The sequence below is a fragment of the Nocardiopsis sp. NPDC058631 genome, from assembly GCF_042716955.1.
Classification (GTDB): domain Bacteria; phylum Actinomycetota; class Actinomycetes; order Streptosporangiales; family Streptosporangiaceae; genus Nocardiopsis.
The window spans coordinates 58,976-77,258 of sequence record NZ_JBHXQY010000014.1 but is presented as its reverse complement, the minus strand read 5'-3'; the positions used below and the strand labels follow the sequence as shown (position 1 = coordinate 77,258).

Annotated in this window: 18 protein-coding genes; 11 read left to right on the top strand and 7 right to left on the bottom strand. The window is 73.3% G+C overall.

Translation table 11 applies throughout. From position 1 onward, the window contains the following. Window positions 1-130: 130 nt before the first annotated feature. The 3 genes from ACFWTE_RS07685 to ACFWTE_RS07675 form a co-directional block, all read right to left on the bottom strand. A complete protein-coding gene (locus ACFWTE_RS07685) occupies window positions 131-2,323 on the bottom strand; it encodes a PrsW family intramembrane metalloprotease (RefSeq protein ID WP_378778517.1) in 2,193 nt (730 codons plus the stop codon). Between the two features lie 241 nt (window positions 2,324-2,564). After that, window positions 2,565-3,866 carry a methyltransferase family protein gene (locus tag ACFWTE_RS07680; protein WP_378778516.1) on the bottom strand — a complete coding sequence of 434 codons (1,302 nt, stop codon included), beginning with the start codon at window positions 3,864-3,866 and terminating at the stop codon, window positions 2,565-2,567. After that, window positions 3,863-4,828, bottom strand: a complete 966-nt coding sequence (locus tag ACFWTE_RS07675) for a hypothetical protein (RefSeq protein WP_378778515.1) — start codon at window positions 4,826-4,828, stop codon at window positions 3,863-3,865. The genes ACFWTE_RS07680 and ACFWTE_RS07675 overlap by 4 nt, the downstream gene beginning before the upstream one ends. 104 nt (window positions 4,829-4,932) lie before the next feature. Here ACFWTE_RS07675 and ACFWTE_RS07670 point away from each other — a divergent pair, with 104 nt between their 5' ends. Continuing rightward, window positions 4,933-5,604 carry a TetR/AcrR family transcriptional regulator gene (locus ACFWTE_RS07670; RefSeq protein WP_378778514.1) on the top strand — a complete coding sequence of 224 codons (672 nt, stop codon included), beginning with the start codon at window positions 4,933-4,935 and terminating at the stop codon, window positions 5,602-5,604. Further along, window positions 5,601-6,167, top strand: coding sequence for an NUDIX hydrolase (locus ACFWTE_RS07665; RefSeq protein ID WP_378778513.1), 567 nt, complete (start codon window positions 5,601-5,603; stop codon window positions 6,165-6,167). The genes ACFWTE_RS07670 and ACFWTE_RS07665 overlap by 4 nt, the downstream gene beginning before the upstream one ends. Window positions 6,168-6,177: 10 nt before the next feature. On the opposite strand, the gene ACFWTE_RS07660 is transcribed toward ACFWTE_RS07665, so the two are convergent. The 3 genes from ACFWTE_RS07660 to ACFWTE_RS07650 form a co-directional block, all read right to left on the bottom strand. After that, entirely contained in the window at window positions 6,178-6,777 is a 600-nt protein-coding gene (locus ACFWTE_RS07660; RefSeq protein ID WP_378778512.1) for a DUF3995 domain-containing protein, read from the bottom strand. Continuing rightward, window positions 6,764-7,297, bottom strand: a complete 534-nt coding sequence (locus ACFWTE_RS07655) for a hypothetical protein (RefSeq protein ID WP_378778511.1) — start codon at window positions 7,295-7,297, stop codon at window positions 6,764-6,766. Before ACFWTE_RS07655 ends, ACFWTE_RS07660 begins: the two co-directional genes overlap by 14 nt. Before the next feature lie 114 nt (window positions 7,298-7,411). Then, window positions 7,412-8,911 (bottom strand): NAD(P)H-hydrate dehydratase, encoded by a 1,500-nt coding sequence (locus tag ACFWTE_RS07650; RefSeq protein ID WP_378778510.1) that lies wholly within the window; start codon window positions 8,909-8,911, stop codon window positions 7,412-7,414. Window positions 8,912-9,065: 154 nt separating this feature from the next. On the opposite strand from ACFWTE_RS07650, the gene ACFWTE_RS07645 reads away from it, so the two are divergent. After that, entirely contained in the window at window positions 9,066-10,955 is a 1,890-nt protein-coding gene (locus ACFWTE_RS07645; RefSeq protein WP_378778509.1) for a hypothetical protein, read from the top strand. A gap of 193 nt (window positions 10,956-11,148) precedes the next feature. On the opposite strand, the gene ACFWTE_RS07640 is transcribed toward ACFWTE_RS07645, so the two are convergent. Then, window positions 11,149-11,736: a hypothetical protein gene (locus ACFWTE_RS07640; protein WP_378778508.1), complete on the bottom strand. Its 588-nt coding sequence runs from the start codon at window positions 11,734-11,736 to the stop codon at window positions 11,149-11,151. Window positions 11,737-12,456: 720 nt separating this feature from the next. Between ACFWTE_RS07640 and ACFWTE_RS07635 the strand changes: the two genes are divergently transcribed. From ACFWTE_RS07635 to ACFWTE_RS07600, 8 genes are all read left to right on the top strand, one after another. Further along, the gene (locus tag ACFWTE_RS07635) at window positions 12,457-12,819 is read left to right on the top strand and encodes a hypothetical protein (RefSeq protein WP_378778507.1); all 363 of its coding nucleotides are present in this window, start codon (window positions 12,457-12,459) and stop codon (window positions 12,817-12,819) included. Window position 12,820: 1 nt separating this feature from the next. Then, window positions 12,821-13,237, top strand: a complete 417-nt coding sequence (locus ACFWTE_RS07630; protein ID WP_378778524.1) for a hypothetical protein — start codon at window positions 12,821-12,823, stop codon at window positions 13,235-13,237. A gap of 75 nt (window positions 13,238-13,312) precedes the next feature. After that, window positions 13,313-14,164 (top strand): sulfurtransferase, encoded by an 852-nt coding sequence (locus ACFWTE_RS07625; protein WP_378778506.1) that lies wholly within the window; start codon window positions 13,313-13,315, stop codon window positions 14,162-14,164. Window positions 14,165-14,397: 233 nt separating this feature from the next. Then, complete coding sequence (locus ACFWTE_RS07620; RefSeq protein WP_378778505.1) at window positions 14,398-15,003, top strand: DUF4178 domain-containing protein; 606 nt, start codon at window positions 14,398-14,400, stop codon at window positions 15,001-15,003. 7 nt (window positions 15,004-15,010) lie between these two features. Beyond that, window positions 15,011-15,544, top strand: a complete 534-nt coding sequence (locus ACFWTE_RS07615) for a DUF2617 family protein (RefSeq protein WP_378778504.1) — start codon at window positions 15,011-15,013, stop codon at window positions 15,542-15,544. Next, entirely contained in the window at window positions 15,541-15,912 is a 372-nt protein-coding gene (locus tag ACFWTE_RS07610) for a hypothetical protein (RefSeq protein ID WP_378778503.1), read from the top strand. Before ACFWTE_RS07615 ends, ACFWTE_RS07610 begins: the two co-directional genes overlap by 4 nt. 71 nt (window positions 15,913-15,983) lie before the next feature. Beyond that, on the top strand, window positions 15,984-16,412 hold the full coding sequence (locus ACFWTE_RS07605) for a DUF350 domain-containing protein (protein ID WP_378778502.1): 429 nt from the start codon (window positions 15,984-15,986) through the stop codon (window positions 16,410-16,412). A gap of 72 nt (window positions 16,413-16,484) precedes the next feature. After that, window positions 16,485-18,050 carry a polyamine aminopropyltransferase gene (locus ACFWTE_RS07600; RefSeq protein ID WP_378778501.1) on the top strand — a complete coding sequence of 522 codons (1,566 nt, stop codon included), beginning with the start codon at window positions 16,485-16,487 and terminating at the stop codon, window positions 18,048-18,050. Window positions 18,051-18,283: the final 233 nt, after the last annotated feature.

The following is an 18,283-nucleotide window of genomic DNA, read 5'->3' as shown; positions in this document are numbered from 1 at the left end:
CCCTCCTGACAGGTTCTTGGCCGGGCCGCGCCCGGCCGGAAGGGGCGCCCGCCGGACCGGCCGCGGGATCCGACGGGGACGTGACCCGTTCCCTCCGTCGGCGCGGGGAGGACCACGGGTGCCGACCGGGTCAGCGGACCAGGAGGCGGTCCACCCGCCGGGGCAGGAGCAGTCCGGCCACCCCGAGGAGCGCGTAGCCGACCTGGCCGGGGGCGAGCATGCCCAGGATCGCCCCCGTGTTCGCGGTGGGGGCACGCAGGAACTCGCGCATGCGCGGGTGCGCGTGCGGGACCCCGTTGCCGGACACGAGCAGGGAGAGGACCGCGACCAGGACGATCACGGCCCACGCGGTCTCGGCTCCCGTCAGGCTGCCCAGCCAGAGCTGGATCCGGTCCAGTGCCACGAACGCGTAGGCGGGCGCGCCCGGAGCGCCGGCCCCGCTCCACCCGGACGCCGGGGCGGCGACGGCGTACGCGGTGACGGCGGCCAGCGACGCGGTCCCCGCGGTGACACCGCCGGTGGCGGCGAGGCCCAGCCGCCGGGCCAGGGAGCGCGCCTGCCGGGTGAGCTCCTCCTGGGAGGGGTGGCTTCGCCAGGGGCGACCGGCCGACCGGGCCTCGGCCATCGCGTTCGCCCTGCGCAGGCGGAGGAACCGCCAGGTGTCGCAGAGGGCGCCGGGGCCGCGCCGGGCGGCGATCGCCGACACCGCGAACTCGTGGACGATCGTGGACAGCGTCGTGGCGAACGTGACCGGCAGGTCCACCCAGGACAGCGCCAGCCTCCGGAACAGCGGGGCGATGTCCGCGGGGATCCGCACCCTCATCGCCACGGACCTGCCGCGTGCCCGGCGGCGCAGCCCGGGCAGCGGTGGCCGGCCGGGGAGTGGCGGGGTGGACTCGGCCGCGGTGCCGATCGTCCGGTAGTCCATGGCCACGGCGCACAGCAGGAGCACGACCAGCAGCCACGGGGTGAGGACGCCGCCGCCGAGCAGGCCGTGCACGAACCCGGACGCCGGGTGCAGGGCCGCGTTGGCGAGCACGGCGTTCAGGTTGAGGTGCTCCAGGAACGCGGTGGTGAAAGCGATCGGGGGCAGCAGCCACAGCCACGCCCCGTAGCGGCGGCCGACGACGGCGAGCCCGACGGCCGCCCCGACGAGGCCGGTGGTGACGGCGTGGCCGGAGAAGACCGCCAGGACGGTGCCCGCCCCGTCGGTGACGGTGCTTCCGCCCGGCAGGAGGAACCCACCGGCGCCGGGCCGGCCGCCGCCGGTGGAGACCCCGGTGAGCAGGTGCTCCGCGAGCTGGAAACCGGCGCCGGACGCGGCGGCCAGCAGCAGGAAGTCGACGGCTGCCAGGCGGCGCAGGCGCCGTCGGGCCACCAGCCCGAGCAGGAGGAGCGGCGCGAGCTTGCCGAGTTCCTCCACCGCCACCGCGACGTAGGTGTAGCCGACGACTCCGTAGGGGTCGACCCCCAGGAGACGGACGACGGCGGACTCGGCGAGGGCGAGGGGCCACAGCAGGACTGCGCCGAGCGCGGCCACCCGCAGCAGGGTCGCGAAGGAGACGGTACGCGAGCGGGCGGGCCAGGCCAGCTGGAACAGCAGGACGAAGGCCGTGGCCAGGGCGGGGAGGGCGGTGCCGAGGCTGGGGACGAACAGTGGCGAGACCAGCAGGGCCACGACCATCAGCCACCCCCAGGCGCCGCGGAGGGCGCGCAGCGCGCTGACGGCGCGCGGGGAGCGCTCACGGGCGCGGTCGCCCCGGCGCGTGAGGCGTTCGGGCAGGTCGGGCCCGGGTCCGCGCGGGTTGCGGGCGTGCCGGGCACCGATGTCGGCGCAGTTGTAGAGCAGGGCGGCCCGGGTGAGGACGGGGCCGCCCTCGACACGGGCCCTGTTGCCGAAGTGGACCCGCGCCTGGGGGATGTCGGCTCCGACGAGTTCGCGGACGAAGTCGGCGGGCCCTGCGGCGACGGTGAGCTCGTCGGCGGTGACGAGGACGGCGGCGGAGAAGTCCTCCACGCAGACGAGGAAGTCGGTGGGCTCGGGTCCCCAGCCCCGGATGAGGTCGATCAGGGTGTCGGTGTCGAGGGGGACCTCGGTGACGGGGTCGTAGGAGTACTCGGGCCGGGTCCGGCACACCAGGAGCCGGTCGACCCCCATGGCGCGTCCCGCCGCGACGATCGCTCGGATGAGGTTGCGGTCCCGGGGCACGAGGAAGGGCGTGGTGACCTTGCCGTCGGCCCTGATCCACTGGGGGTCGAGCTCCGTCGCTCCGGCGCAGACGCGCAGGACGAGGTCCCGCGCGAGCATGGCCTGTTCTTCCATCGACGTCCTCGTACCGTGCGGGGGCGGATGCGGGGGCCGGTCCCGCCCCTTTCCGGACGGAACGACCCGACCGAGCATAACGGGGAGGGGTGTCGGAGGAAGAGGCGCTGTGGGGCATTGTGGCCGTGCTGTCATGCGGTGTGCCCGCCCCGGGGCGCGAACGCCGCCCCGCCCTCCCGGCCGGACCGCGTGGTCCACCGCGGCTCCGGCCGGCACGCCTCCGGGGACCCTGTCCCCGCTGTCACCGCGTCGCACCGGTCCGGACGGCCGCGGTCCTCCGGACCCCCGTGGCGCCGTGGGCGTCGCGCGACGCCCGGGGTCCGGCCCCGAAGGCGTCGGCGCACACCTGCCCGACCTGGCGCAGGACGGGGAGGTCGAGGGCCCAGCCGGCGAGGGCCCACCCGAGGTGGAGGTGGTCCAGAGCCCTCGCCAGCGCCGCCACCCCGCTCCAGCGGAGCCCGCCGGGTGTCTCGTAGGTGAGGCGGTACAGGACCTCGGGGTGCTCCGCCGCCGGCCGGAGTTCCAGGGCCACGGGCGCGCGGGAGGAGATCCAGCCCCCGACGCCGCGGCACATGGCGCAGTCGGCGGCCACGTAGAGGGTTCCCGGTGTGCGGCCCGGCCAGGGCCGCCACCGGGGCAGCCAGGGGCGCACGCCCGCGCGGTAGGCCTCCCAGTCCCTGCCGAAGGCCCGGTGCAGCTGACCGCCCTCGTGCCAGGCCGCGAAACCCGCGCCGTACCCGAACGCGACCAGGGCGCCGACCAGCAGCCGAAGGTCCCCCGTCACCGGTACGAGGACCAGGTAGACGGCGGTGACGCTGGTCTGCATGGGGTTGCGGACGTAGGCGTAGGGGCCGCTGGTGACCAGTGCGGACGGTGGGTCGTAGGGCAGCGGGGTACCGCCGCCGACCCGCGCGAACTCGCGGGCCGCCGCCAGGCCGGGCAGGCACACCGCGGCGAGGACCTGCGCCGTGACGAGGGCGTCCCCCGGGCCGGGGGCGGCGTCCAGTGCGAACAGCGGCAGTCCGACCATGAGCCCGAAGGCCAGGACGGCCTGCGCCCACATGCGGGCACCGACCAGCTGGCCGCGCCGGGTCCAGTGGGCCAGCATGAGCGCGGGGATCAGGCACAGCGCCGAGCCGACGAACTCGCCGAGCAGCCAGAGCGGCCCGAGGACCACCACGGGTTCGGCCAGCGGCATGACGATCACGTCGACCCACACGAGCAGGCCGGTGAGCAGGGGGACCGGGAGGAGGCGGAGCATCAGCGCGGGGAGGGACCCCCACAGGACCGCCCAGGCGAGCAGCAGGTCGACGGGCATGCCGCGCCACACGGCGCCCTCGGCGTGGAAGGTCCACCAGCCCGCGTGCGTCGCGTACAGGTTGAGCGGGATGAGCGTGAGCAGGGCCCACGCCCCGGCCACGACCATGGAGGCGACCTCGCGCGGCCGGGGTGCGCGCCACGCGCACAGCGCGGCCAGGAGCAGCAGCGGGACGAACAGGCCGACGCCGCGCACCAGCGCCGCCGGAACCTCCGGGGCCGTCATGCCCCGTCCCCCGTGACCGTGTCCCGGAAGGTGGTCGCGAGGTAGTCGGCGGCCAGGTCGGTCGTGTACGACTGGACCGGCCCGAAGTACCAGGACGGCTCATAGGTGCGCTCGTAGTCGATGGTCCAGGTCAGCCGGGTTCTGTCGCCCTCCCTCGACCACACGGCCTGCGCCCGTCGCATGTCCATCCAGTTCGCGAACGTGGTGTCGCGGACCACGTCGAAGACCACGCGGCCGCCGTCCCCGTCGGTCCAGCTCTCCACGACCTCCAGTTCCAGGTCGCGCGGGGTGGGCTCGGAGCCGATCTGCAGGACGCGTCTCGGTGTGAAGTCGACGGTACGGACGTCCCCGGTCTCCAGCCCCTCCCCCGTCGCCCGGACGGGGTGCGGGAAGGGGACGGCGCGCAGGAAGAGGGCGTCGGGGGCCGCGTACTCGGGCGGGGCGGCCAGGGCCTCGGCGACCTGCTCCGGTTCCGCGTCGATCAGCACGGACCCCTCGCCCTGGTCGGCCCTGGGCAGGAGGGTCGTCCCGGCGACGCCCTCCAGGGCGAGGGCGAAGAGGACCGGGACGCCCAGCAGGGCGTGGCGTCCGCCCCGGCCGCCGGCTCCGAAGGCCTTCGCCGTCCAGGCCACCAGTCCGGCGATCCCGTACAGCAGGGGCGCGGCGATCACCAGGCACACCGTGCCCTCGCCGAGCAGGGCCGCGGCCAGGGCGAGTCCGACTGTGGTGACGGCCATCGCGATGCCCGTCACGCTCCGCGCCCTCACGGTGAACACGACGATCAGTGCGAGGACCGCGGGGAGGCCGACGTAGAACAGCGCGGTCTGGTCGAGGCCGCCCCAGCGGTGGACCCGCAGGGTGAGGAGTCCGCCGAAGGCCGCGAGGAGGAGTGCGGCGAGCGTCCAGCGGGCCCTGGCGGGAACGTCGCCCGGGAACGGTTCCGGTTCGTTGCTTCGAGACATGGGGGCACCCCTTGAGCAAGCGGTTAAATCAATCGGTTTAATCACTTGATTAAACCGTATGATGAACTCACCCCTGACGACAGGGAGGCAACACGAGGAGGGCCATGGCCAGGAGCGGCGGCGGACGGCGCACGAGCGAGGAGACCAAGGAACGGCTGCTCGACGCGGCCTGCGCGGTGCTGCGCGAGGAGGGGTACTCGGGGGCTTCCGCCCGTGCCATCGCCACACGCGCCGAGGTCAACTCGGCGCTGGTCTTCTACCACTTCGGGGGCGTCGACCAGCTGCTGCTGGCGGCGCTGGACCGGTCCAGCGCCGAGCGCATGGCCATGTACCGCGAGATCGCCGGGCGCGCGAGCACCCTGGAGGAACTCGTGGAGGCGGCCACCCGCATCTACCGGACCGACCTCGAACGCGGCTACATCACCGAGTTCTCCGAGCTGGTGGCGGCCGCCGTCACCAAGCCCGAGCTGCGCACGGAGATCCGCGACCGCTCCGAGCCGTGGATCGCGTTCATCGAGCACGAGTGGAACCGGGTGCTGGGCGGGTCCGCCCTCGGCAGGCTGCTGCCGGCGCGGGAGGTGGCCTACGGGGCGATCACGTTCTACCTGGGGGTCAACCTGTTCTCCGTGCTGGACGAGGACCGCACCCGCACCGAGGCGGTCTTCGACCTGGCGGGCGAGCTGGCCCCGCGTGCCAGGCTCCTCACCCTGCGCCTGCCCCGCCGCGGCCGCGACGTAGGCTGGTCGGCGGCGGACCAGGAGGAGGAAGACGCATGAGCGGTGGAAGCGGCAGCGCGGCCGACGGGCACGACCCGGGCGCCGGCGGACCGGCCCCGGGGGCCGGTCCGGGCGTGGCGGTGGCCCCGGGGATCGTCTTCCCCGACACCTCCGACGGCAGGACCCACGTGGCGGGCGCGGTCATCGTCGACGACCGCGGACGGATCTTCGCCCAGCGGCGCTCCGCGACCCGCAAGGTGTTCCCGCACTGCTGGGACATCGTCGGCGGACACGTCGAGCGGGGGGAGACCATGCTCGACGGGCTCGCCCGCGAGGTCGAGGAGGAGACCGGGTGGAGGCTCTCCGGCGTGCTGGCTGAGCTGTACGAGCTGGACTGGGACCCCGGCGACGGCGTCACCAGGCACGAGGTCGACTACCTGGTTCGGGTCGAGGGAGACCTGTCGGCGCCCCGGTTGGAGCCGGGCAAGCACACCGAGTACATGTGGGTGGACGAGTCCCTCGTCCACAGGCTGCGCGACGAACGCGACCCGGGCGACTACTTCATCACCGACATCGTGCAGCGCGGCCTCGACGCCGCCGGGCCCCGTCCCGGGGGCAGCTGACCGCGCCCGGTCACCCCGGGCGAAGCCCCGCCCCGCCCCCGCGCGAACTTGCGGGTGAGCGCGCCGCACGGCCGGTCCGCCACGCCAGGAACGACCAGCACACCCCCCAGAGCAGGAAGAACGGCGACCACAGCACCAGGTCCCAGAGGGCCAGTTCCCGGATCAGCCCGGCATGCTCGGCCGGCAGCTCCCTGACACCGGCGAGTGTCAAACCGTCCCCCACGAAGCCGATGCCCGAGAAGCCGACCGACCGCAGGACCATGAACGCTCCGAGCACCCCGGCGACCAGGGGCACCAGCCGCCGCGGCAGGGCGGCGCCCCACGGGCGCACGGCGGACAGCGCCAGGAGGACGCCGACCAGCGCCGCCGCGGCCAGTGCCCAGTGGCTGGCCACGAACAGCGGGTCACGGGCGAGCAGCCGGTCGCGCAGCTCCGGGGGCAGCGGGTCCTTGTCGGCGAGCGCGTTGCCGCCCAGCGCCTGCGTGAGCTTCATCGCGCCGTACGCCGCGGAGCACAGGGCCGCCCCGTAGGCGGCGACCGCCAGGGACCGCGCGCCGCCGAGGCGCTCGCGCACGGCCCGCCGCGGCCGGCCCCGCTCAGACCGCGCCACGCCGGGACTCCCTGAGGTAGGACCCGGTCGTCGCCGCCATCAGGCCGAGCACGACGGCTCCGACGACGCCGTGGTACCACTGCCAACCCACACCGATGCCGACGAACCCGTCCACGACCAGGGTCACCGCACCGGCGCCGATGCCGACCAGCATGACGGCGAGCGCAGGCAGCATGAGCACTCGCGGTACCCGGCGTCCGGCGGAGGTCACCGTCGCCACGACGAGCGCGGCGCACAGCACTCCGGTCGCCACCGCCAGCCACTGCGTCAGCGCCACGTCCATCATCTGCTCGGCGTAGCGCTCGTGCTCGCCCGCGGAGACCGCGGGACCGCTCGGGAACCCGAGCCTGCCCTGTGCCGCGTAGACGGCCTTCCCCGCGGCGTAGCCGAGGAAGACCACCGCCAGCGCGTACGCCGGCCAGCGTGTCCGTCCTCCGGAGGCCGCGGGCCCCTCAGGCGCTCCGCCCGGGGCGGGGTCCGGCGTCCCCGGCGCGTGCGCCGGTCCTGCGATGTCCGTCATGACGGCGAGTCTGGCCCTCCCGGGGAGGTTGCCGCCTCCCGCGCGCGGGTGAGGTGGCTCCCTCCTCCGGGGGACACGGCCGGACCACCCGGGGCGCGGTTCCGGACGGGACCGTCACCCGCGGCGGTTCCGGGAGACCTCGGCCACGGCGAGCGGCAGGGCGTCCAGCAGGTCGGACGCGCTGATCGGTGCGCCGCCGCGGGCCAGTGAGGCGGCGCGTCCGTGCAGGTAGGCGCCGCACATCGCGGCCTCGCGCGCGGGCAGGCCGGACGCCAGGAGTGCGCCGACCGACCCCGACAGCACGTCGCCGGACCCGGCCGTGGCCAGCAGCGGCGTCCCCGTCGGGTTGGCGACCGCGGGGGCGCCCGGGTGCGCGACCACGGTGGTGGAGCCCTTGAGCAGGACGGTGCACCGGAACCTGTCGGCGGCCAGGGCCGCGTGCTCCAGACGGCGCGCCTCCACGTCGGCCCGGTCCGCGTCCAGAAGGCGCGACAGCTCACCCGCGTGCGGGGTCAGGAGCGTTTGTGCCGTCCGTCCGCGCAGCAGCCCCGTGAGCGGGCCGCCGCCGTTGCCGGCGAGGAGGGTCAGTCCGTCGGCGTCGACCAGCACGGGCACGTCGCTGTCCAGGACCGCCCGGAGTTCGTCGGCGTTGGCGGGGTGGGTGCCGCGTCCCGGGCCGATGACGACGGCCGCGACCCGGCCCGGTGACAGGTCGGTGCTGCTCTGCGGGTCGCGGAGGTCGGCGACGGTCTCGGGCCAGCGGCCGATCACCTGGTCGGCGACGCCCTTCCCGCCGCCGAAGCGGATCATGCCGACCCCGGTGCGCAGCGCACCCCCGACGCACAGGACCGCCGCGCCGCGGTAGGGGTCGGAGCCCGCGCGGACCGCGAGGACGCCCCTGCGGTACTTGTCCGCCTCCGCGCCGGGGGCCGGCAGGAGCGAGGCGATGTCCACAGCCTGTGGGCAGACCAGCTCGGGACCGGGAAGCTCCGACCCCAACCCGATGTCCACCAGGCGTACCCTGCCCGCCCGTTCCGCCCCCGGATCGACGAACAGGCCGGGCTTGTGGGTGCCGAACGTGACGGTGGCGTCGGCCCGGACCGCGGCCCCGGCCACCTCCCCCGTGTCCGCGTCCACTCCGCTGGGCACGTCGACGGCGACGACCGGGACGGGGGCGTTCGAGGCGAGCACCGCCAGGGTGGCGTGCGGTTCGCGCAGCCCACCGCGCCCGCCGATACCGATGAGTCCGTCGACGATCAGGTCGGCGTCGAACATGTCGGCACCGTCGGTCCCGCCGTCGGCGAACGTCCGGATCCGCCCGCCGGCGGACCGCAGTGCGTCGACGCCGCCCTCATGGGCGCTTCCACCGGCGAGCAGGGCGCGCACCGCCGCGCCCCGCGAGGCGAGGAGGGCCCCCGCGTACAGGGCGTCCCCCCCGTTGTCGCCGCCGCCGACCAGGAGGACGACCCTCGACCCGTACACACGGGGCAGGAGGCGGACGCACTCGGCCGCGAGCCCCGCCGCGGCCCTGCGCATGAGCGCCCCGTCGGGAACGCTCGCCATGAGCGCGTACTCGGCTTCGCGGACGACGCTGACGGTGTGTGCTGAGAGCACCGGCTACCTCCAGAGGCAAGGGGTCTGCCCCATCGTGTCGCAGGAGTGACGTGCGGGGTGGACATCGCCACACCGGGAATTCCAGGTCACGGAATCTCCACCCAATGTCATCATTTCACTACCCTTCGGAGTGTCGGCTTGTCACAATGGGCCCATGCCTCGACCGAGCAAATACATGTCCCGGTCCGACCTCGGCTGGGGGTCCTCCCCGGCGGACAAGGCCAACCCCCGGTCCGGACTGGTCATCCACTACGACAGCGCCGACCAGGGCCTCGCCGACAAGAAGCACTCGTCGTGCGTCTCCTACTGGCGCAACACCCGCTCGTTCCACACCGGCCCCTCCCGGGGCTGGGCCGACATCGGCTACTGCGTGGACGAAGCCACGGAGATCCTCACGGAGGACGGCTGGCGGAGCTTCCACCGGATCGCCCCGGGGGACGTCGTCCTCACCCTCGACCACACGACGGGGCTGTCGGAATGGCAGCCCCTCCAGGACGTCCTCGTCTTCCCCGCCGCACCGCGCGAACTGATCCGGATGCAGGGGTGCGGGCATTCGTCACTCACCACCCCCGGCCACCGCTGGCCCGTGGAGCGCGTCTCCGGGCGGAGCGGTACCGGGGGGGAGAAGAACCCCGACGCTCGCGAACGCCGCTGGGCGACCACCGACACGCTGACCCGGGGGGACCGGATTCCCCTGTCGGCCCCGTGCGCGCACCTGCCCACCGAGCGCAAGTGGTCCGACCACCTGGTCGAACGGGTCGCCTGGTTCTGGACCGCAGGACACGCCGCACCGCGGAGCGCAGACCCCGCCGACGACACGGGCCCGGCCGGCCCCCGGCCGGCCGGGTCCCCCCTGTCCTCCGACGCCGAGCGGGTCCTGCTCGAACACGCACCGGGGCGGGTGCCCACACACGCGTTCCTGCGGGCGCTGCCCCAGGAGCAGCTCGACCTGTTCATCGGGGCGTCCCTCCAGGGGGACGGCCGCGGCGACCGCGCGAACGCCTCCCGGGTCCTCGACCGGAAGGACCGGGCGTCCGCCGAGGCGTTCCAGTTCGCCGCCACCCTGGCCGGATACGCCACCTCCCTGCGACGCCGGACTCCGACGCCCTCGGTCCCCTCTCCCCCGTGGCAGGTGGAGCTGCACGGCGAGGACCGCGTCGCCCCCGGGGACGCGGCGGCCGGCGGGGCGGCGGTCACCATCACGCGTGAAGCCCATGACGGTCCGGTCTGGTGCGTGCGCACCCCGAACTCCACGTGGTTGGCCAGGCGCGAGGGCACGGTGTACTTCACCGGCAACTCGTTCATGGCGTGTGCCCACGGCCACGTCCTGGAGGGCCGCGGCCTGTATCGCGCCCAGGCCGCCCAGCCCGGGGGCAACACCTCCCACTACTCGGTGACCCTGGCCACCGGCCCCAAGGACCCCATCACGCCCGAGCAGATCAACGCCGTCCGCCAGCTGCGCCAGTGGCTCATGGAACCCGACACCTCCATCTCCGGCGCAGTGCTCGGCCACCGCGACTTCATCTCCACCTCGTGCCCCGGGGAGAAGGCCTACGCGCTCGTCAAGAACGGCACCTTCGCCAAGAAGCCCGACGAATCCGAGGGAGAGGACGACGTGCCCCGACATCGTCGGTTCGAGAAGGACAGAGCACAGGAGCTGGAGCCCGGCACCTGGGCCAGTCTGAGGTTCGACCGCCGCCACGACGGCCACACCGGCGATCTCTACGCGCTCGTGGGTCCGGAGGAACCGGACGGAGCGCTCTACGACTTCTCCGTGGGCGTCACCGTCGAGGGTCTGGGGGCGGGGACCGAGATGCAGCTGCGCGCCACCGAGTACGAGCCGGACGGCGAGGGCGGCTGGAAGGTCGCCCGCAACCGTCCCATCGAGAGCCCTCTGCAGGCTGCCGGGAACGGACACTTCACCTACGCGTGGAAGGGCAACCTGTCCAAGGGCAGGCGTGTGCGGGTCCGCGTCGCCCAGTTCGGTGACACGATCGCGCAGCTCACGTCGGCCACCGCGGAGGTCTTCTACTGGCCCAAGTGAGGTCGGGGGAGACCCTCCCGGACTGTGCGCGGCCCGGCCCCACGGGACCGGCCCCGCGTCGGCGCGGGCGCAGCGGTGCGCACCGAGGGGCGCAGGTGACCAGGCCTCGCGGCGGCAGCGGACCCGGGAACACGGGGACGCCCCGGCCACGGTGAAGCGCGGCCGGGGCGTCCCCGTGTTCTGTCCGGTCGGGTCAGCCGACCGGGATGACGATCGGGTCCTCCATCCCGAAGCTCGGGTCGAACCGGAGCTCCGTGACGGTCACCTCGCCCACCGTGGCGAGCTGCCCCGAGATGCTGTCGCCCGGTTCCACGGACACGGCCTCCATCGGGGTGATGTCGGCGAAGATCGTCTCGGCCCAGTCGTCGCGCTCCGTGCCGTCGTCCAGCACGAAGGTGAAGTAGAGCGGGTTGACGTCCAACGCCTCGGACGAGTTGTTGGTGATCTCGACGTCCACCACCGTGTAGGTGGTGTCGTCGATGACGTCACCGGTGGTGCCGGTCTGGGTGGCGCTCGCGGCGATGCCGCCCTCTTCGGTGACGGGCTGCTCCTCGGCCGGGGACTCGGTCTCGCCCGACGTCTCCTCCTCCGATGCGGAGGGCGCCGACGGCTGCGAGGGCGCGTCCTCGCCGCCCCCCGCCAGGGAGGCGAGGATGACGATGACGACGATGGCGATGATCACCAGGCCCAGGCAGCCGCCGACGCCGATACCGACCTTGGCGCCGGTGGACATGCCCTTCTTGGGCGGCGGGCCGTAGGGCGGCTGGCCGCCGGGGGGCATGTCATAGGGGGGCTGACCACCGGGAGGACCGCCGTAGGGCGGCTGACCGCCCGGAGGCATGTCGTACGGCGGCTGGCCACCGGGAGGACCGCCGTAGGGCGGCTGACCGCCGGTGGGACCACCGTAGGGGGGCTGGCCACCGGTAGGTCCGCCATAGGGCGGCTGACCGCCGGACGGCTGGCCGTAGGGCGGCTGCTGAGGGCCCGAGGGATATTGGGGATAGGACACGGGGGTGCTCCGGCTCTCGTACACGATGCGGTGGAAGGGGATGCGCCGCCTACACCGTGCACCGTCTGGGGAACACGTGCGGCTGCGAGGACAGTATCCGACATGCCCGCATCGTGGTCGCGCTGCTCCCCCGCTTGATATGACCGGTTTCGGCCGATGTCACAGGTGGGAGAGCCGTCGCCTCCGACGTATCCGCGAGAGGCGACGGGCACGAGCACGGTGCGGCACGGTGTTCGATGCCGCTCTGCCCTGTGAGGTTCTCCACGACCGCGGGCGGGCGTCGCGCGGGAGCTGCGCGCCGCCTCCCACGGCCCCGCTCCCCCGTCCCGCCGCTCCCCCGTCCCGCCGCTCCCCCGTCCCGCCGCTCCCCCGTCCCGCCGCTCCCCGGTGCAGACGGGCCCGCGGGGCGTACTACCGTGTGTCGTAGACAAGTGTCGTGGGAGAGCGGACCGCTGACATGGGCGGACGCGACGGAGTGCGAGCGGAGGCGGCGTGGTCGACTGGCTGACCATGACGATTCAGATGGTGTCGCTGGCGATGGCCGGCTGGTGCCTGGTCTCGACCTTCCGCGACCAGCCCATGGTGGTCCCCCACCTGGTCGGCATGGGCATTCTGTGGCTGCTCGTCCTGGGACAGGTGGGGGCCGCCACCGTCACCCTGGTCGGCGGCGACCGCCCCGCCGAGACGGTCATGTTCGTGTCCTACCTGGCGACGGTGGCGCTGCTGCCGCCCGCGTGCGCCGTGTGGGGCTTCATGGAGCGGAGCAAGTGGGGTCCCGCGGTGATCGCCTTCGCCTGCCTGATCCTGCCCGTGCTGTTCGTCCGCCTCGAACAGCTCTGGAGCCCTGTTGTCTGAGATGTCCGCACCCACCGCCGCCAAGACCCTGCGCACCGGCCCCGGACGGCTCCTCGTCGCCGTGTACGGGGTGTTCGCTCTCGCAGCGACCGCGCGGGGGAGCTACCAGCTGGCCACGAGGTTCGACGAGGCGCCGACGGCCTACGCGCTGTCGCTGTTCGCCGGGATCGTCTACCTGGTGGCCGCGGTCGGCCTGGCCCGCGCCGGGCGGATCTCGCGCCGGGTCGCCCTGGTCTCGTGCGCCGTCGAGATGGCGGGCGTCCTCGTCGTGGGGACGGCGAGCGTGTTCTGGCCGTCGGTCTTCCCCGAGGACACGGTGTGGTCGGGCTTCGGCAGCGGCTACCTGTTCATCCCGCTGGTGCTGCCGGTACTGGGACTGTGGTGGATCCTGCGGGTGCACCGCCTGGACCGGGGCTGACCCGGCCCGAACCCTCCTGAGGCGCCGTGCCCCGGCCCCGTGTGCCACGGGCGGTCGAAGGTTAGGCTGTCGCCCATGTCCGAACCCTTGACCCTTCCGGTGGCCGTGTCGGCCGACTGGCTCCGCGACCACCGCGACCAGGTGGTCGTCATCGACTCCCGCTGGTACCTCGACGGCCGTTCCGGCCGTGACGCCTACCGCTCCGGGCACCTGCCCGGCGCCGTCTTCGCCGACGTGGACACCGATCTGGCCGCCCCGGCCGAACCCGGGGCCGGCCGCCACCCGCTGCCGTCCCCCGCCGACTTCGCCGGTGCCCTCGGCCGCCTCGGTGTCGGCGACTCCGCGTCCGTGGTCGTCTACGACGACGCCGGGGGCTCCGTCGCTGCCCGCCTGGTGTGGATGCTCCGTGTCCTGGGCACTCCCGCGGCGTTCCTCGACGGCGGTATGCGGTCGTGGACAGGCGACCTGGAGAAGGGGGAGACCGTGCCCCCGGCCGCGCACCGGACCGCCCGGCCCTGGCCCGCCGACCTGGTCGTGGACACCGCCACCGTCCAAGCGGAATCGGGCGACTCCGGGAGCCTGCTCGTGGACGCCCGCGCGTACGGCCGCTTCACCGGCGAACAGCCCGCCCCCGTCGACGCCCGCCCCGGACACGTGCCGGGGGCCCGCAGCGCCGAGTGGACCGCGAACCTGGACGGTGACGGGTACCTCGCCGCCCCGGAAGCGCTGCGTGAGCGCTTCGCGGCCCTGGGCGCCGACGCCGCCCGGACCGTCACCGCCTACTGCGGTTCGGGGGTCACGGCCTGCCACAACCTGCTGGCCCTCGAACACGCGGGGTACTCCGGCGCCCGCCTCTACCCGGGGTCGTGGAGCCTGTGGGGTGCCGACGACTCACTGCCCGTGGAGACCGGCGACCCCCGCTCCTGACGGCCGGGCCGTCCGCGGCGCCCACCGCGCGGACGCCGCCCCGCCGGCCCGGTCCGACCACGCACCGTGGCGCCCCGCCCTGATCCGGCACCGGAGGGAACCGGGCCCCCGTTTCCGGCGTCTGACCAGATCAGTAGGATTGCCCGGCCCGGGGAAGGACGCGGACCGGTCACTCCTACGACGCCCTCGCCCCCTATCCCCGCACCCCCGCGTCCCCCGCGAAACGAGGAACATTGTCCATCGAACTCGTGCTGCTACTCATCGTCGTCATCGTCGCCGTCGTGGTCGGTGTCGTGATCTACGCCCAGCGCTCCAAGCAGCGGGACGCGGCGCCGCAGCCGCCCACCGCGCCCCGGGACCCCTTCGCCGACCAGGGCGACAGTGCCGCGGGGGACCCCCGTTCCATCAAGGCCGGGGACATGATCGACTGGGGCACCGAGCGGACCTGGATCCGCGGCACCCTGCGCCTGTCCGAGGGCGGCTACGTCTGGTCCGAGCACTTCCTGGAGGTCGAGGGCGGCAAGCGCTGGCTCTCGGTCGAGGAGGACCCCGACGTGGAGCTCGCCCTGTGGTCCGGGCGTCCCGACCTGGAGCTGACCCCGCACTCCAAGACCATCGAGCTGGAGGGCGTCACCTACCGGCTCCAGGAGAAGGGCAGCGGCTCCTACCGTTCCGAGGGCACCACCGGTCTGAAGGCGCAGGGCGGCCTCGACTACGCCGACTACGAGTCCTCCGACGGCAGGCTCCTGTCGTTCGAGCGGTTCGACCACGGCGGCTGGGAGGCCAGCACCGGCACCAAGGTCGCCGCAGGCACCTTCACCATCTACCCGGGGAGCTGACACGCACGTGCGCGCGAGCATCAGCGCCCCCTTCGTCGACACCGGTGCGGACGACCTGGTCTGGACCCTGGGCCACCCGCTGACCGATGCGCTGGCCGCCCGTTCCCTCACCGCGACGGGCGTCCGGGTCGAGCTGCGCGTGCTGGGAGCCTCCCACCAGGTCGTCGTCACACCGGAGTCCGGCGTGGGGGCCCTGGTGGAGACGGTCGCCTGCCTGCCCGGTCTGCCCGGCGGGCTCCCCGGGCGCGCGGAGCGCCCCGAACAGGGCGGCTACCGGTTCGACTCCCTCGTGGAGTCCCTCACGCGAGACGAACTGTCCCGACGGGTGGAACGGCTCCACCGCGAGGTGGCCGACTCCCAGGGCGGACTTCTCGTCGCCTTCCCGGGTGACCCCCTGGCGGTCACCGCCCTGCACCTGGCATCCTCCGGCGGGGATCCCCTCCGCTGGCGGACCTGGCACGCCTACCCGCAGACCGGAGAACTGGTGACGACCACCTCGACGATGACCACACCCCCCAGTCCGGAGAGATCGGCGCCATGAACGCATACGAGGAATCCCACGAGAACAGGAACAAGATCATCACGGTGTTCGTCGTCGTCGGCGTCATCCTCCTGATCCTGATCCTGCTCAGCGCCTGCAACAGCAGTAACAACAGCAGCAACAGCAACTACTGCCCCGACGACGACGTCGTCGCCATCGAGGGCTACGACGACGATGACTGCGAGGGCTCCTCCTCGGGCTCCTCCGGCGGCGGCGGGTTCTTCTTCTTCGGCGGAACCGGTGGCGGCAGCAACTACAACAACGGAAATAACTACAACAACGGCAGTAGCAGCGGCAGCAACAACTACCGCGACAACGGCGGCAGCGGCAGCAGCTACCGCGGTGGAGGCAGCAGCTTCGGCAAGTAGGCACCGCGCCTCCGGGCGTCCCGCACCCACGGCATTCTGACCACCTCACCCCCCTACCAGCGGACAGGACCATGAACGAGATCCTCTTCAATTCCCTCGCAGCCCTCGCCTACGGCGGTGTGGGCATCGCCATCCTCGTGGCGGGCTACCTGATCACCGACCTGCTCACCCCCGGCAAGCTGCACGAGCTGGTCTGGGAGAACCGCAACCGCAACGCCGTGCTGCTCGTGTCCGCCAACACGCTCGGCTCGGCCATCATCGTCACGTCGGCGATCCTGTCCAGCGACTCCGAGATCGGCCTGGGGGCCGGACTGCTCTCGACCGCCGTCTACGGTCTGATCGGCCTGGGCGTCATGGCCCTGTCGTTCCTGCTGATCGACCTCATCATCCCCGCGAAGATCGCCCAGATCATCAGCAACGAGGAGCCGCACCCGGCCACCTGGGTGAGCGCCACCGCGCACGTGGCGATCGCGCTCGTCGTCGCCGCCGCCCTCACCTGAGCCTCCCGGGACGACACGGCCCCCTGACCCCGGCCATCACCCCACCTGCACCACCACACGAAGGCACCCGCGTTGACTGAGAACACGACTCGCACCCGGTACGGACTCCCGGTCTCGGCCAGGGCAGCCCGGTTCCTGGTGCTGCTGGCGGTGTTCATCTGCGCGGCCTGCGGCCTGGTGTACGAGCTGGCGCTCGTCGCCATCGGCAGCTACCTGCTGGGCAACACCATCACCCAGGCCTCCGTGGTGCTGTCCGTGATGGTCTTCGCCATGGGCGTGGGTTCGCTGCTGTCCAAGCGCTTCCAGGCCAGCCCCGCGGTGTCGTTCGCGGTGATCGAGGGCCTGCTCTCCCTGGTCGGCGGCCTGTCGGTGCTCCTGCTGTACGGGGCCTTCGCCTGGTTCTCCGCCTACCAGCCCGCGCTGGTGGTGCTGTCGTTCGTCATCGGCCTGCTCATCGGCATGGAGATCCCCCTGCTGATGACGCTGATCCAGCGAATCCGCAGGCAGGAGGCCTCGGAGGCGGTCGCGGACCTGTTCGCGGCCGACTACGTGGGCGGACTGATCGGCGGTCTGGCCTTCCCCTTCCTGCTGCTGCCCCTCCTGGGCCTGCCCAGGGGAGCGCTGGTCGTGGGAGCACTGAACGCGGTGGTGGGCGTCGCCGTGGTGCTGTGGCTGTTCCGCGCGGAGCTGACGCGGCGCGCGTACGCGGGTCTGGGACTCGGCCTGGCCGTCATCATCGCGGTGCTCGGCCTGGCCTACGTGTACGCGGACCGGTTCGAGGTGGACGCCCGCCAGGCGATGTACCGGGATCCGATCGTGCACGCCGAGCGCTCCGAGTACCAGGAGATCGTGGTCACCCGATCCCTGGACGGCGAGGACGTGCGGATGTTCCTCAACGGGAGCCTCCAGTTCTCGACCCTGGACGAGTACCGCTACCACGAGTCGCTCATCCACCCGGCGATGGACGGCCCGCACGGGAACGTGCTGGTGCTGGGCGGCGGCGACGGACTCGCCCTGCGGGAGATCCTGGCCTACGACGACGTGTCCTCGGTGACGCTGGTGGACCTGGATCCCGCGGTGGTCGAGCTGGCGTCCACGGACCCGGTGATCACCGGCCTGAACGAGGACTCGTTCGAGGATCCGCGGGTGGAGGTGCTCAACACCGACGCCTTCCAGTGGCTGCGGGAGAACGGCGAGGAGTTCGACGTGGTCGTCGCGGACCTGCCGGACGGCGACGACGTGGCCACCTCGAAGCTCTACTCGGTGGAGTTCTACTCGCTCCTGCGGCACGCGCTCAACGACGGGGGCCGCCTGGTGGTGCAGGCGGGATCGCCGTTCTTCGCGCCCGACGCCTTCTGGAGCGTGGACCGCTCGCTGGAGGAGGTGGGGTTCGAGACCACCCCGTACAACGTGGACGTGCCGAGTTTCGGGAACTGGGGCTTCTACCTGGCGTCCGTGGGGGACGCGCCCGAACTGCGCGTCCCGGGGGACGCGCCGCCGCTGCGGTTCCTGGACGAGCCCCTGCTGGCCGCGGCGCAGGTGTTCCCGATGGACCGGAGGGAGAGCGACGCCGAGGCGTCGACCCTGATGCACCCCCGGGTGATGGCCTACCACCAGGGGTCCTGGCGCGGCTACTGACGCGCGGCCGCCGACCGGGGCCGCTCCGGGCCCGGGGGCTCCGGGTACGGCCCCGGGAGTGCCCTCCCGGGGAGTGAACACCGCGCGGCCTGGAACTGTGGGCCAGTGGGCGGCCACGCGGTGGGTCTGGAGCGGGGGAGGCCGTCGGGTCCGGCGTTCCCACGCCGTATCGCGACCGCACCCATCCTGACCCGGGACCGGGACGCGGCACGAACACCACGCCGCCCCCGGCG